This window comes from Ligilactobacillus pobuzihii E100301 = KCTC 13174, assembly GCF_000349725.1.
GTDB classification, from domain to species: domain Bacteria; phylum Bacillota; class Bacilli; order Lactobacillales; family Lactobacillaceae; genus Ligilactobacillus; species Ligilactobacillus pobuzihii.
In genome coordinates this window covers 1-15,798 of the sequence record NZ_KB714690.1, presented here as the reverse complement: position 1 = coordinate 15,798, position 15,798 = coordinate 1, and the positions used below count along the sequence as shown (strand labels likewise).

Genomic DNA, 15,798 nt, shown 5'->3' with positions numbered 1-15,798 from the left:
GCTTCATAGACACCGGCTGGGTCGACCGCACAAAAAGCAGCCACGATACTCGACAACATATCACCAGAGCCCACATGAGCGGCAAACAGCGGCGTCCCGTTGTGTACGATTGTCACCCGTTTACCATCAGTAATAATGTCATCTGCGCCACTCAGTAAAACGATAGTATGAAACTTTTGGGCGGCTTGTTGCGCGATCTCAACTAGATCACCTTGTCCTTGTCCGGCATCAATTCCTTTAGATGTCCAGTCAGCTCCAGCTAAAGCGGCAATTTCGCCAGCATTTCCACGGATCACTGCCACATCGATCTCGTCTAATAATTCTTTAGCGACCTGTAACCGATAGTCGATCGCACCAACAGCCACTGGATCCAAAACGACTGGCTTAAAAGCACGGTTAGCTTCTTGGCCCATTTTACGAATGTGCTTGACTTGCTCTTCACTAAAGGCACCCAGATTTAGCGCCACAGCATCACTGATATGAACCATTTCCTTAGTTTCATTGATCTCTTCGGACATGATCGGAGACGCTCCCAAAGCGTTCAAGCCATTGGCAACATCTTGCACCGTCACAAAATTCGAAATATTTAAAACGACTGGATTTTCCTGACGTAATTGATTCAATAGTGATAATTGCATCTTACTTTCCTCCTCGTATTATTTTGCATAAACATTCAGGACAAAAAAGATGAAAAAAAACGCCCATCCCTGGACGTTTGCCTATGTATAGATAATAATAGACTAATTAACTTAGCTTTAACGTCCCTACGCAAGTATTAACTTACAGGTTCAAAGGGTCCGAATCATAATTCGTCTCAGCCATACGGCACCCCTCGCATTATATTTGTATGCGTTTTAAGCATACCAGATTTATAGCCGGAATTAAAGGCAATTTACGCAAAAGAAAAACACTAATGCAAGCTGTTCCCAGTCACACTAGTGTTAATAAATATTTATTTTTAATTATAAACTAACCCACCGTCAACCAAGATTGCTTGACCTGTAATGTAATCAGAATCTTCGGAGGCCAAGAAGTGAACTAAGTTAGCTACATCTGTTGGTGTTTCGTAACGACCAAGTGCAATTTCACCAGAGAATTTAGCAAATGGTTCACCCGGTTTCAAGGATGGATCTGCTTTGACCATTTCTTCATCGATCCGATCCCACATTTTAGTCTTTGCAACACCAGGGCAGTATGCATTAACTGTAATGTGTTTGGAAGCAAGTTCCTTAGCAGCCACGTGTGTAAATGCTTTGACTGCATGTTTGGAAGCAGAATATGTGCCTAAAACTTCGTAAGCTTCATGCCCAGCAATTGAGCAAGCATTGATGATCTTACCAGAAGTTCCCTGTTTAATGAACTGAGCAGCTGCAGCTTGCGTACCATAAACAGTCCCGAAAACGTTGATCTTAAAGGTCCGTTCTAATTCTTTATCATCGATGTCCATAAATGGTGTCACTGCCTCAACCCCAGCATTGTTGACAAAAACATTCAGTTGACCAAATTTTTCAACTGTAGCTGCAACTAAAGCTTCTTGATCTTCTTTTTTAGAAACATCACCGACAAAGCTAGCAACATCACCTAAGTCTTTTAGTTCACTTTCAGTCTTAGTTAAAGCTTCTTTATTGATGTCATGGATCATTACGCTAAAACCATCTTTTAATAAACGTTCAGCGATACCTCTACCCAAACCACCGGCTGAACCAGTGACTACCGCAACTTTTTTTGTCATCATTGAATCCTCCTGATTATATTGATATATTTTAATGCATAATTATACTAACACATTTTGCAAGCGAATACAATAGCGTTTACATAACTTGCATGCTGATTCATGGGTTAATACCGGTCAGAACTAGGTTATTATTTGACTATTTTTATTCTATTAACTACAATTTAAGTGGATGTATTGTAAACGCTTTCTCTAATAAAATGTAATGCTTTTTTGTAAAGCACTGTTAGTTTTGAGCAAGTTTTTACGACCGAACTCTTTGCTGTTTGTTTGATGTGATCTACAAGAGACTATTTTTCCTGTCTTTTTACGGTGGGAAAGGATTTAAATCGAGTTATTTGGACCCAGATCATTCAAAGTTAAGGCCAATTATCGTCGTTTCGGCCCTAAATCAAGACGACTTGGGGCCAATTACTATCGTTTCGACCCCACATCAAGGGAAGTTAAGGCCAATTAAGCACTAATTGGCTCCAAGTCAACTTGATTTACGTTAATTTTAGTCAAACCAGCAAGTATTTTTTCTGATGTCTAGCCATTTAAATTGCACACGGTTTTTTGCACTTTGTTTTCTTAAACGAGTTATCTGAGACAGAAAATAAAACCATCCAATTCCGACATCATAATACCAAAATCACGCTATAATGCCGAAGATCCAAGGATGCTCGTTTTTAAACGTCTCACTTTACTCTCTGTCATCGAAAAGGAGATCATCTTATGGAAAAGCGAAATTCTGCTAACGTACTTTGGTTTGATGACTTACATCGCTCCGACGTCGATTTAGTCGGAGGGAAATCCTCATCACTTGGTGAACTAACTTCCTCTACTAATATTCCCGTCCCCTACGGCTTTGCAACTACCGCCCATGCCTACCGTTATTTTATGGATTCTACTGATTCTAACGACAAAATTAGGAAACTTCTCGAAAGTATCAAAGATTATGAAGATTCTGAGGAATTACATCAAACCTGTACTCAGATCCGAAAAGTTGTCACTGATGCACAAATGCCAGCCGATCTCGCTGACACGATCAAACAAGCATATGACCAACTAGCTGACAAAGTCGGGGAAGCTAACCCTTTTGTTGCGATCCGTTCGAGTGCGACCGCCGAAGACTTACCCGATGCGTCATTTGCCGGACAACAAGATTCCTATCTAAACATTCGTGGCCGTGATGAGGTTGTGCAAAAAGTCAAAGAATGTTATGCCTCGCTTTTTACCGATCGTGCCACTTATTACCGTCACAAACAGCAATTTCCGTTTGAAAAAGTTGCTTTGTCCGCCACCGTTCAAATGATGGTCTTCTCCAAAGCTTCCGGGATCATGTTTTCTGTTAACGTCGGTACAGGCGATGATACTAAAGTCATCATCGACAGCATTTGGGGACTAGGTGAATACATTGTCCAAGGAACTGTGACCCCGGATGACTTCGTTGTTGACAAAGAAAGTATGGAGATCGTTTCAAAAGACATCACTCAAAAAGACATCGCCCTTACTCGTTTGCCAGATGGCGGTGTTAAAGAAGAGAAAGTACCTGATAAAAAAGCCAGTCAACCATCCCTAACTGATGACCAAGTAGTGGAATTGGCTGGCTATGCCAAAGAGATTGAAAATCACTATGGTTGTTATATGGATATGGAGTTTGCCTTAGACCAAAAAAATGACAAACTCTGGCTGGTCCAGGCACGCCCAGAAACCGTCTGGTCCCAGAAAAATAAAAAAAAGGATGAAAAATCGACAGGAGATGAGAAAGTGGGCAATGTAACGGACGCAGAAATTATCGTGCGTGGTTTAGCCGCTAGTCCTGGTGTGGCAGCGGGTAAAGTTCATGTCATCGCTGACCCGAAAGACATCGAAGAATTCAAACAAGACGAAGTTCTCGTCACGACCATGACTTCGCCTGACTGGGTCCCAGCTATGAAAAAAGCGCGAGCTATCATCACCAATAATGGTGGAATGACTTGTCACGCCGCCATCGTCTCGCGGGAAATGCAGATTCCTTGTATCGTGGGTACAACTAGTCGCGGTGCCGCTGCCATGGATGTCTTGCACACTGGCGACACGGTCACTGTCGATGCTAAAAACGGGATCGTATACGATGGTAACGTCGAGTCGATCGTAACACCAGCTAAAAAAGCGGTCCAACCTGGTGAAGTTGCCGGAAATGCTGAATACTTTGCACCAACTGCCACTCAAGTCATGATGAACTTGGGCGACCCGGATCTCGCTGACAAATACGCAAATCTACCTGCCGATGGGATCGGTTTAATGCGGGAAGAATTCATTTGGACGAGCTATATTCATGAACATCCGCTATATTTAATCGAACAGGGCCATCCAGAAAAAGTGGTCAATATGTTAGCGGAAGGGATCAGTAAAGTTGCTCGGGCTATGGCGCCCCGGCCGATGGTCTTACGTTTTTCAGATTTCAAGTCAAGTGAGTACCGTAATCTTAAAGGCGGCGACAAGTATGAACCACACGAATCTGCTGACTTATTAGGTTGGCGTGGTGCTTCGCGTTACTACGACCCTAAATATATCGATGCTTTTAAACTTGAGTTAGAAGCAGTTAAAAAAGTCCGTAATGAGTTTGGTCTAAAGAATTTAAATGTTATGATCCCATTTATTAGAACTGTGCCTGAAGCCAAGAAGGTAACTGATATTATGACTGCTGCTGGATTGGTAAGGAGTGCCGATTTCAAAGTCTATATGATGGCTGAGATTCCATCAAATATTATTTTGGCTGATCAATTCAACCAATTTATCGACGGCTATTCGATTGGTTCTAATGACCTGACCATGCTGCTATTAGGCTGTGACCGGAATAATGATACAGTCGCAGACCTCTTTGACGAACGAAACCTTGCCGTCAAACGCGCGATCACTCATCTGATAAAAATTGCTCATAAAGACGGCAAAACTGTTTCGATCTGTGGTCAGACCCCTTCTGAATTCCCTGATTTTACTAACTTCTTAGTTCAACAAGGGATCGACTATGTCTCTGTTAATCCTGACATGGTCAAAGAAACCAAACACAATATCGCTCATTTCGAACAACGGATCATTTTGGACAATGCCACTGGTAAAGGCCTAACCGATCCAAGTGACTATGTGTGGTAAAGCACTAATTAAGCACACATTTTTCTTCTATAAATTATAAACGCCGGTTTACTTATGGCATTCATTGTCAAAGCAAACCGGCGTTTTATTAATTTATTATTCGTACTTTACAGATATCTGTGCCACACTTCTAGTTAATTCGGTTGGCTCACTAACTAGCGCTGTGGCTTGTGCATCTTGAAGTTCCTTTTTATCCCCAAAACCATAAGTTACTCCGATCGTATCCATCTGATTTTGTATACCACCTACAATATCTGTATAGCGATCTCCGACCATGATATTTTGTGCCTCATAAGCATTTGCTTGTCCCACAGCATATTTTAAAATATCTGGTTTGTCCACACGAACGATCTCACCATTTACGGAACCAAAATGACCAGTAAAATATTTACCCAAATCAAAATTATCCCACAAACGCTGAATAATATTTTCCGGTTCACCTGAAACAATGTGTAAGCTATAACCAGTTTGTTGTAATCGACTTAAAGTTTCAAAAATGTGGGGGTAAAATGCAACTTGTGTTAACCCATAGTCAAAATAATGTTGGAAAAACAACTGCTCGGCTTGCGTTAAGGTTTGCTGGCCGATATTAGGGTAAAGGCGCGCAAAGCCTTGTCTAAAAGCTGGTCCGATCATCGTTGCATATTCATTTTCGCCCAATTGATGTAACCCCAAAGTCTCTGACGTATACTCCAGAGAATTGACGATCCCTGGCGCGGTATTAGCTAAAGTTCCATCAAAATCAAAAAATATATTTCTGTTCAAACTTTATTCTCCTTTCTTCCAAATAGATTATACAAAATCAAACCGGCATTGCTCAAATTGCCCTTTATTCACCCTTCGAAAAATCTGTCGCTGCTGCTAGATCTGTTAGTTGCTCGAATTTATCCGCCAAGTCAGAAAACTTATATTGCGCCCTTCTTACAGCTGACTCACCCAAAGGTAAATGCAGATGATGCAAGAACAACAAAAATTAAAGTTTCATCGAATTCTAAAAGTGCATAGTCCCAAAGATGCAAAATTAGGATATTCTTGATTTTGCGTCTTTTGTCATAGCAAATCGATTAACGTCTATTATTTATTGCTTACCTTTAAAATAACAAGAAGTTTTATGAGTGGTGGCTGGCTTTTCTCCATGCGAGGTGGTACTATGGAAAATTGAAAAAATCTGCAGAAAGTTTTTCTCAGTCAATGAGTGTACTTCAAGCTCTGTCACTAATGATTATGTTTGGTACATTAGTGGCACTCTTGTCCAATAAGAATAAAAAAAGTAAGTAAAAAACCGCCCTGTATGACCTTAGAAGGTTATAGGACGATTAGTAATATCTAGTATAATGCTAGCTCCACCGTCTCTATAAAGCGATTTGTGTTAAAGAAGCTGGGATACGATCCTAAAAGACTGAAGCCTTTCTGTAATGTCTCTTCTGAAAAATGTCATGCAAAATCAGCCCTGATATCTTCTAAAATTACACTTTCACTTTCCATCCGTCGTCCAGAAAAGTTCGTTCCTCATGCCGTCGTGGATAAAACTTAGCCTGGTCTTGTTTTAACTTCTTCAATCCAAAGACAAGTTTCTTAGCCGGTTCTGGACCAACTTGGATGGCGTATAAGCCTCCTGGTAGATTCGTAAAGGTTATTTGCCCCTTATCATCAGAAATTACAGCGTATTCCTGACCGGCACGGAAAGCCCTCTTCTTGCCATTCTTCGCTAATAACTGAACTTTGACTCCGCTAACTGCAACGCCACTCTCATTAACCACCGTGAAGGTAAAATCAAAGACATGCTTTTTCAACATAAAACTGTGAATCAAGCGAATAACCCCGACAATTAAAATGACAAACAAAACAATAATCCCAACTAAAATCAACAACTGTTGCAGATTATTTTCATTGGTGGCTTTCTTTGCTTCCTTAGCAATTTTCTTAGTATAAGGAACACGATAGCCAGTCACTAACAAACGATGGGAATTGATCATATAGGGTGTACAAGTCAACAAGGTTGCAAGATCTTTGCCCGGTTCAATTTTTAAAACTTCAGTGTTATTGGGTTTAACCACTTCAATTTTGTTAACTTTATACGCCCGATTTTTATGGTCGACTTTAATAACAAAAATGTTGCCTTTTTTCACGTGATTCAAATCAGTGAACAGCTTCCGACTAGCCAAGCCCCGGTGCCCCGCAATCACAGTATGCGTGCTCTTTCCACCAATTGGATAAGAGGTGCCTTGGACGACCGTAACTCCGTATTCCAGCAAGGTATCGGAAGTTTTATCAAACAAAGGTACGTGCAGTTTGGTCTTAGGCACAGAAACCGTCCCGATAATGTGCTTTTCTAAAGTGACACGTTCTTTATTAGTACTCCCCTTGAAAGGATCTGAAGCGATGTGAATTCCAGCTTTGGATAGCTTTTCGTTTTCTCTGCGCATTTGAGCAGCATTCTCATTATTGATACCCGCCAAATGTTGCATACGAAATTGGTCAATGAAATTATTAACCGCCCCCACATAAAAGGGATAGAGGGCAATTCCAAAACCTGTTAATAGTAAAAGCAGCATTAATATCTGCCAAATCTTATTAGCTCTGCGGACTTTTTTCTTTCCCTGCATTACTTGTACCTCTTATCTCTCAAATAACCCGATTTTCGTCAACAAAAGGCTGTCGCACAGTGCACGGCAGCCTCCTTTAAAACTTATTTAATATTCGCTTGATTAAACTTCTTCACGATGTTTTGAGAAGTGGTATCCTGTTGCTGCAACTATTACGATCAGAACACCAGCTAACAAGTAGAGGTAGATCCCGTGACCACCAGTTGATGGCAAGATTCCTTTATGAACATTATCGATTTCAATTGCTCTTGATTTTGAATATGAACCTTTTTCAACAGTAAACTTAACTGGGTCACTCAATTTTGCATAGCCCTCTGGAGCTTTTGTTTCAACTAATGCATAGCTTTCACCATTTTTAAATTCTTTTTTTGACCAAGTTAAACCCGGGATCGCGATTTGACCGTTATCATCAGATGTGTAAGACTGAGCGTTAGCAGCCGTGTCTTCCCAGACATAACCTTTATCAGTTAAGTGAGCGTAAGCTGTGACATTGCCTTCTTTGTTCAATTTAACCAATTGGAATTTTGCACCGGCCAAAGTCTTGTTGCTGTCTTTATCTTGTTTAATAAACCGTGCGCCGCCAGTTTCGATATCTGGACCAGGAACTGTTGTGTCATTGTAATCAGGTGTGGTCTTGTTACCGAAACCAAGAGTAGCTTCATTACCGATCAATGTGTCAGGAACTGCGTCATTTGTCAGTGTTACATTGTATTTAACAGACAACCTCTTGCCAGCCATTTTTTGCACTGCTGAAGATTGTGTATCAAATGTTACTTTATAACCGTCGCCATTGGTTGCAACAGTATAATCTTTAACTTTTTCTAAACCTTCAATTGCAACAGAATCTAAATCAACTTTAATACCTTTATCAGGTGTATCAGTTATAGTGAAAGTATCTTTGTTCTTAACACTCCAAGGAACAGCAACTTTGATTTCGTAACCAAATGTGTCACCGTATTGTGCGTTGTAGTGTGTTTCGCCGTTAACTGTTACTTTTAAAGCAGCCTTTGAAGCATCGTCTAAGTCTTTAGTAAATTCATCAGATTTTTCATTTTTTGGGTAGACATGAACATTAGTGTTGATTTCAGAATTGGAACCGTCTTTGTAAATTGGCATATTCAAAACAATTGGTGCTGCAGGTTGGCTAACGTTAGTATCAGCATCTGCATCAGTTTCAACGATTAAGTATGTTTTATAGCCGTTGGCATCAGCAATTGGCAAGTTATTAAAGTCTGCAAGACCTTTACCGGTGGTTTTTTGGGAATCAACTGCTTTTAAATTTGCGGCCAATGTGTCTGCTTGTTTTTGAATAGCTTTAGTAGCTTCTTCTGCTGTTGAGCCAGTCTTACGTAATTTTCTGAAATCGTCAGAAACATCATAGGCTTTAAATGTTACACCATTTAAAGGATCACCGCCAAAGTCCATTTCTTCACCAGTGTTGGCGATTGGATCAGTTGGTTGTTGGCCTTCAGCCCAGGCACGTTTATGCAAATGAATGTTAACTGTTTGGTTGGTGTCAATTGTGTCACCATTAGCTTTAACAGCTTCAATTCCAAAAACCCCATGCAACAACAGCGGAATAGCTAACAAAATTCCCGCTAATAGATGGTAGAACTTATTCTTCTTTTTCATCCGAAAATTCCCCTTTTCTTTTTATAACTTTACTTGCTACCAAACCACTTACAATTAACACCAAGCCGATCCAAATCGAGTTGCGCTTGAAAGCACCGGTCGTTGGTAAATGTCCTCCGGGTGTTGGATTACCTGGGTTAGCCGGCTTTTCGGGTTTGTTTGGAACACCTGGATGACTTGGCAAGTTGGGTGTTGGTTCTTCTGGTTTATTCGGAACACCTGGATGCCCTGGTTGATTTGGTGTTGGTTCTTCCGGTTTGTTCGGTGGAACTAGTGTGGATTTAGTATAAACATCAACACTTGATTGAACGATACCATTATCGTCAACTACTGGAAAACTAAGGACCAGCGGTTGAGAAGTTATCTGTTCTCCCGCTGTATTCTGTGATGTACCATTTTGAACGATCAAAGCTGCTTTAACATTACTGTTAACAATAAAGGCTGGTGTCCGTCCACTTGCATCTGTCTGAATCTCAGCAATCCTGTTCAACGCGTTTTTACTAACATAACTAGTAATTTGCGTTGCATTCATACCAGCAATTTTTTCAAAAAATTGTTCCTGTGCTGTTTCAGTTTGACCAACTTCTTGATACTGCTTAGTTATGTCATAAACTATGAAGTTAGTATTGATTCCATCCGTATTACCGGATGAGTTCAACTTACCATGGTGTAAAATGACCGTCGTTTGTTCTGCTAGATTATCGGCTCTAATTGACGGCATCAGTAAAAACCAGCTAAATACTACCGCAAACAAGGTAAGTAATGAAGTCTTAAATATTTTATTGACCACCATCTTTATACCTCCCGCTTATAGTAACGTTGTTCAACTACTACAAGTCCAGCCACAAATACGATCAGTGACAACCCGATGTTCAAATATGCGCTAATACCATTACCGCCAGTCTTAGGTAAAGTACCTTTGACATGGTCTTTAACTGTTAAGGAAATGGTATTATTGCCATCACTATTTAAGTGGTAAGAACCGTCTAGACTATCATCAGAGAAGGTCACTTTTCCATCAGCAGCGATCGTGACAGTGATTTTATTTTTGTACGGGCTGTACCCATCAGGTGACTCTGTTTCTTCTAAGGTATATTCACCCGGCTTCAGTTCACGAAACTTAGCCAAACCATCACTATTAGTTGTCACCGTCTGCGCCTCAGTATTCTTAGCACTTAACTTGAACTTAGCACCAGCTAATTTCTTGTTATTATCCTGATCAACTTTTTGAACCGTCAGTCCATACGGTTTTAACTTATCGTACTGGGCGAAGGTCAAGACGGGTATACCATCCTTATTAGTAGCGATATAGAAGCCGTTAATAGCTGGAAGATCCTTAGAAATTTCGTGCCCGTTCTCATCCAAATATTTGCCTTCCTTGCTAACTTGGAACTTAACAGGAGTTGTATCTAATTGATAACCTTTGGGCGCTTCAGTTTCTTCAATCATATAATAACCCGCAACAATGGACTTCACTGTTGTGTTCCCAACAAACTCTTGTGGGTCGAAACTTGAATCAATTGTCTGCCAGCCGCTATCTGTATATTTCTTCAGTTTGTACTTAGAACCGGCTAGCGGTTGATTACTGTCTGCTGAGTATTTATTAACTTGGAAACCTTGGGCCTTATTAGTAATTGTCCAATCATTGTTGGAATTACTAATATATGTGGTATAGCCTAGAACTGGATTCTCACTAGTTACCTTGTAGACAAAATCTTTCCCTTGATTATTGTATTTCGGCAAAGAAACCTGTTTGTTATCGACTGTGAGATGGTCAATATTTTTCTTCCACTTATCGGCTTTAGTCAAGCTATCTGTTGCACTGGTCCAGGTGCCATCGCTTGTTGTTGTAGACCGTGAAACCGTGAAGTCGATCTTATCTGGTAGAGTTGAACCTTCCAAGGTCTGCCACTTTTTCACAACACTTAACTTAACTCCTGGTGCTTTACCAGAGGGAACACCAAACTCTTCTTTCTTATCCGGATTATTTTCTTTTGGTGTAAGAGTTGTGGTCCCATTCATTTGATACCAAGTATCTGGGTTAAAGTCACGATCTTCAGTATTAATACGAACTCGATAGTGCAACTGCACTTCTTGATCTGCACCTAAATTCAATTTATCGACAAAAATCGTGCTTGTTGCTGAATCATAACTCTTCGTAATCGATTTCAGTTGGTCAGCGGTTAATTCTTTTTTTCCGACTGAGCGAAGCGAAAGTGAATTTGGTTCAAAAATGTATTGTGCTCCAATTGGGTCAGTTATCGAACCGTTTACGATTGTGTTATTAGTAATTTCTGCAGCAAAATTGTTAATGAATTCGTCAATTTCCCCCATACTGTTAACCGGATGGTAATCAGATGGTGTTGATGCCAGCTGTTGGAACGCACTCTTAAAATTGTTAGCATTCACTCCACCACCGTTGCCAATGTTCATCCCCATGGCCACTATCCGAGTTCCAGCATTTTTAATATCTTCCCCAGTTCCACGCAAGGCATGGAAATGGTTGTTGATTTTAACACCATTCACAGTGTAACTATGGTCAGGATTGCGGTCAGCACGGTCGAACCGTGTATCCCGTTCATCACCGTTACCATCAATTGGACTAGTTTTATAAGTGGAAGCTATTTTTCCATTAGTCATTAAATCAGAGGTTCCGTCTTTCACCCCAGTCACATGGTAACTAAAAGTCGGAATACCATCTGTTAAAACAACCATCACTTTATTTGCGCCACTACCTCCATCCAGCATTGCTTGGCCTTCGATCATTGCCTTTTGGGTAAAGGTTGCACCATTTTGTATGACTTTGGGTGTAGCTCCTAATGTAGCATATTCAGCATCAATTGCCGCTTTAGCACTAGTCGCTGGTGTAAGCCCTACCTTCGCGTTACTTCCGACTTTATCCTTTGCCCCACCTGACTTTTGCCAGCTACTTGCCATTTCTGACTTTTTAACATCTGATGAATAGCCAATAAAACCGACGTTCAAGCCTTCTGTGCCCTGAAGCTCAGCTGTTAATTTTTCAACCGCTTCCTTTTGGCGAGCTATCTTTGTTTTTGTATCGCTAGGCAACGGATCGTTCATGCTCCCCGACCAATCTGCAACGATCACTAAGTCAGTTTTTTTAGTCACTGATTTTCCTCGGACATTTAAGTAAACATCATACAAACCGGGAGTCCCTGTCTCCTTAGAATACTTTCTAATAGCAGAACTATCTTTGTCTAAATATGAATCGGTCGTATTGTCAGGATTTCCATCCCAATTCGCTTTATTGTCATCACCTTGATAATTCAAGACATTCTTTTGACTACCTGGAATCCACGAATTAGTTGGGTATTTTCCTTTGGCATCTGTTGTGTATCCACTGCTATCAGCGGATTTTGTTGTAGTCGCGTTTACGTCAGTAAACAATGAACTACTCAGTAAAAAGACCAGCACAACAGTAATTATTCTCAAAATTCTCTTGACCAAGCCTTTCTTCATCAAGCCTGTCCTCCCCTCTCACAAATAAATTCAATTGCTCAAACTACATCTCAAACTTCTTTAAGCATTGTTAACATCTACACTATATCTTAAATAAAACGTAATTTTTTGATAGAACATATAACATGGTATCGAATTTTTGGAGTAAAAATAAAAAAATGAGATTAAACAATTATTTACAGCATATTTAAAATATTTTTGGCATAACATCTAGAAAATTATCATTTTTTATATAAAAGATGATACATAGAATAAAATCATAATTTAAAATAAACCATTCAAAAATTTGAATTGCCTAATTGAACACTAGTTTAGTAAGATATGTATGAGAATTAAATTTATATGAAAAGCGAGGGTAATAAAATGTTACAATCATTTGTTCCTTTTTTAGATAAAGAAAGATATCTTATTGTTTGTTTTTTTGAGTTCTTTTCCAACGGAGGAGCAAAAAAAAGCACTGTTTCATTCGCTGAATTGCAAAACAAACTAGCAGTCAGCCTTTATAAATTACAAGATATAGTTTCAGCTGCACAAAATCTTTGTAGCCAGATACCTGAACTTAAGCTGGAACAAAAGCAAAATAAAAAAATAACATTAACTGGTTTAGATACACTTAAATTAAAAAGAATCATTTTATATGAGGCACATCACTCACTCCGTTTTAAAATTTTTATTCACATCACCTTGCGACCTAAAGGCTATTCAGATGCTGAGTTTCAGCAAAAACACGGTATCAGTCGAGCAACCTACTTTCGACAAAAAAAGCTTTTATTAAAAGACATTAATACTGACATAAAGAATAATATGAATTCTAGTGAAGCATATAATCGCTATTATATTTATAGTGTGATCTACTACTTTTCCTATCTTGACTTCATTGATAACAGTTCTGGAAAAAAAGACATTGCCGCAAGCATCAACTACGTTACGATCCTACTTAAGCTTAGTCCCACAAATATTCAACATAAGCAGCATCTATATTTTGTTGCAGTATGTTACTGGCGCAGCAAAAATGGTTATAAAATGTCAGAGAACGATGAAAAATACTTTGCGGATTTAAAAAAGACCCCAGATATTAAAAAAATGGTTGACTACTTTAATAGAGTCTGGGCGAGTTCTGAAACCAGTGCCTATAGGATCACTAATTTTGTTTTAACTTTTTTGGTAACTATCGAAGAACTTAATACTGACATATTGCCTAACTTACAAGACTATGATTCAGTAGAGAAACTCACGCATCAACAAATAGCGCTTATTCATCATTCTTTAGGTAAAAACTTTTCTCAAATCGGTCTTCGCTCTTTAACTAACAAATTATTAAAGATAAACGCTGAAATGTTAGTCCCAGTTTATCTAGATACTTCCTATAATGGGATGAAAGATTGGAAATTTTATGAAAATTCCTACTTGTCGATTGCCTACTTAGCCAGACAACTTTTACAATGTCGTGCTGACTTTAAACCCGCTCGACCGTTGGGAGAAAATGAGAACACACAGTTGTATTACTCTTACCTGTTTACTATTTTCACTGAGATCCCAACCACAGCATTTTCCGATCAAGTTCGCATAGCGGTTGATTTTTCTCAAGGGATCGAGTATACCGACTACATCAAGAAAAAATTGGAAGAGATGGCTCTGTTAAATATCAAAATTGACAGGTTTGTTAATCCTAAAACAGACATTTATCTGACAAATAATTTTGACCCAGCCTTTAAAAACGATCAAGTTGTGTGGGATCATCCACCGTTAACTAAGGATATGGTCAATTTGCGCGAACTGATCGTTAAAGTCAAAAATGCTAAGCACAAAAAAATGTCAATAATGATTTAAACAGTGACACAGAGAATTAAATTCTTACAAATCCTAAAAGGAAAAAAATACCGGATAAAGAGAGATTCACTCTCTTTATCCGGTATTTTTTCATTTAATTATTATTTGGTAGTTTTATCCTTCAATTTACATTTTTTGTTCCACCAGCATCTCCATTGCTGCCTTCTTCAATTCCTGGGTTAAACCAATCTACTCGGGCATTAGTCGGTTGCTTAGTCAAATCAAAATAGTTCACAGCCTTAACTGGTGCTTTCCGCCAGGAATATTGCTTGACTATAGTCCCTTCCGTAATGATCCGGTATTGCGTGCTAGGGTATAGACACGTAATGATAGTAACTCGTGCTTTTTTGGTTGGATTCAAAACACTGACATTGGTCGGCTTGACGATATGTTGACGCACGATGCGATATTCATAGATCCCCTTTTGGTTTGCTAGGTAGATTCGCTCTCCATTCAACCAATCATTATCATGCAGTTTGCCATTCACAATATATGGTTGATCTTGTTCCAAGGTTTGCTGGAGCGGACTAAAACCAGTTTTACCATCATAAAAATTATGACTTGCGAGTCCATAATTGCTGACGCCCATTTGCGGCTGCTTTTTTCCCTCTGGGTCCACTTCATTGCGGTTAGCGTAATCAGCACCAGCTGCAAGTCCCTTTTTAGAGTATGCATCATCAAAGACCGGCTGCAAGATCTTGACTCGAGGCACACCGACAAAGCCTTGCTTTGTCAATCCCTTATCCTTTTGTGTTTGGCGCATGATCTGTTCACGGATCTTTTGGCGCTTCTTCCAGGACATACTATCGTTGTCTTGTTCATTGCGCTTAAAATAAGCATCTTGTTGCTGGTGATTAAAAAAATTTTGCATACCAAACCAATTTTCCTGATAACTAGTACAGCCCAACAGGCTCAGACTTACTAAAATTAGCAGGAATGACAGAATAGTCCAAAGCCAATTATGTTTTTTCTTCATCATTCATTTTCCTCAAAGTTATTTTTACTTGCTATTTAGTTTACAGCGCCCACATTAATTATTCAATTTCTATTGTTTACCAGTCTGCTTGTCACTTTGGCATGGAATCGGCGAGGCGATCACTTCATTTAAAATAAAAGCTTAGAACGCCTAATTTTACAATCCAAGTGTAACATAAGTTAAATTTAACAAAAAAAGACATAAGGGCAAAAACTATAAGTGTCGAAACTAAATAGAAAGGCAGACCTTTATGACTCAAGTACATTCTAACACTCCCAGTACTACCAACAATTATCAGAAACTGAAAGAGGACAGATTGAAACTTCGCCTAATTTACAATCCAAGTGCAACACAAGTCAAAATTAAACAAAAAAAGCCATAAAGGCCTAAACTATAAGTGTCTAAACTAAATAGAAAGGCAGACC

The 15,798-nt window shown here is 39.3% G+C and carries 11 protein-coding genes and 1 riboswitch; of the genes, 3 read left to right on the top strand and 8 right to left on the bottom strand.

Features of this window, described 5'->3' with window-relative positions; all coding sequences use genetic code 11:
• Positions 1-638 (bottom strand): hydroxyethylthiazole kinase (gene thiM, locus LACPOB_RS11695; protein ID WP_017867452.1); only part of this gene is annotated, 638 nt, incomplete at its 3' end.
• 106 nt (positions 639-744) lie between these two features.
• A riboswitch (TPP riboswitch) is annotated at positions 745-843 on the bottom strand.
• A gap of 115 nt (positions 844-958) precedes the next feature.
• On the bottom strand, positions 959-1,732 hold the full coding sequence (locus LACPOB_RS0103545) for an acetoin reductase (protein WP_017867451.1): 774 nt from the start codon (positions 1,730-1,732) through the stop codon (positions 959-961).
• Between the two features lie 714 nt (positions 1,733-2,446).
• Here LACPOB_RS0103545 and ppsA point away from each other — a divergent pair.
• Positions 2,447-4,849, top strand: coding sequence for a phosphoenolpyruvate synthase (ppsA, locus tag LACPOB_RS0103540; protein ID WP_017867450.1), 2,403 nt, complete (start codon positions 2,447-2,449; stop codon positions 4,847-4,849).
• Between the two features lie 96 nt (positions 4,850-4,945).
• Here the strand turns inward: ppsA and LACPOB_RS0103535 are convergent, their stop codons facing one another.
• A complete protein-coding gene (locus tag LACPOB_RS0103535) occupies positions 4,946-5,614 on the bottom strand; it encodes an HAD hydrolase-like protein (protein WP_017867449.1) in 669 nt (222 codons plus the stop codon).
• A gap of 426 nt (positions 5,615-6,040) precedes the next feature.
• Here LACPOB_RS0103535 and LACPOB_RS13285 point away from each other — a divergent pair, with 426 nt between their 5' ends.
• Positions 6,041-6,127 (top strand): putative holin-like toxin, encoded by an 87-nt coding sequence (locus LACPOB_RS13285; RefSeq protein WP_371861881.1) that lies wholly within the window; start codon positions 6,041-6,043, stop codon positions 6,125-6,127.
• A gap of 188 nt (positions 6,128-6,315) precedes the next feature.
• Here LACPOB_RS13285 and LACPOB_RS0103530 read toward each other — a convergent pair whose 3' ends face one another.
• From LACPOB_RS0103530 to LACPOB_RS0103515, 4 genes are all read right to left on the bottom strand, one after another.
• Entirely contained in the window at positions 6,316-7,455 is a 1,140-nt protein-coding gene (locus LACPOB_RS0103530) for a class C sortase (protein WP_017867448.1), read from the bottom strand.
• A gap of 102 nt (positions 7,456-7,557) precedes the next feature.
• The gene (locus LACPOB_RS11690; RefSeq protein WP_017867447.1) at positions 7,558-9,087 is read right to left on the bottom strand and encodes a SpaH/EbpB family LPXTG-anchored major pilin; all 1,530 of its coding nucleotides are present in this window, start codon (positions 9,085-9,087) and stop codon (positions 7,558-7,560) included.
• Entirely contained in the window at positions 9,071-9,880 is an 810-nt protein-coding gene (locus LACPOB_RS0103520; RefSeq protein WP_017867446.1) for a pilin N-terminal domain-containing protein, read from the bottom strand. The genes LACPOB_RS11690 and LACPOB_RS0103520 overlap by 17 nt, the downstream gene beginning before the upstream one ends.
• Before the next feature lie 2 nt (positions 9,881-9,882).
• Positions 9,883-12,567, bottom strand: coding sequence for a SpaA isopeptide-forming pilin-related protein (locus LACPOB_RS0103515; RefSeq protein ID WP_017867445.1), 2,685 nt, complete (start codon positions 12,565-12,567; stop codon positions 9,883-9,885).
• A 363-nt stretch (positions 12,568-12,930) separates the two neighbouring features.
• Here LACPOB_RS0103515 and LACPOB_RS0103510 point away from each other — a divergent pair, with 363 nt between their 5' ends.
• Entirely contained in the window at positions 12,931-14,397 is a 1,467-nt protein-coding gene (locus LACPOB_RS0103510) for a hypothetical protein (RefSeq protein WP_146983690.1), read from the top strand.
• A gap of 121 nt (positions 14,398-14,518) precedes the next feature.
• Here LACPOB_RS0103510 and LACPOB_RS0103505 read toward each other — a convergent pair whose 3' ends face one another.
• Positions 14,519-15,376: a class A sortase gene (locus tag LACPOB_RS0103505; protein WP_225429663.1), complete on the bottom strand. Its 858-nt coding sequence runs from the start codon at positions 15,374-15,376 to the stop codon at positions 14,519-14,521.
• Positions 15,377-15,798: the final 422 nt, after the last annotated feature.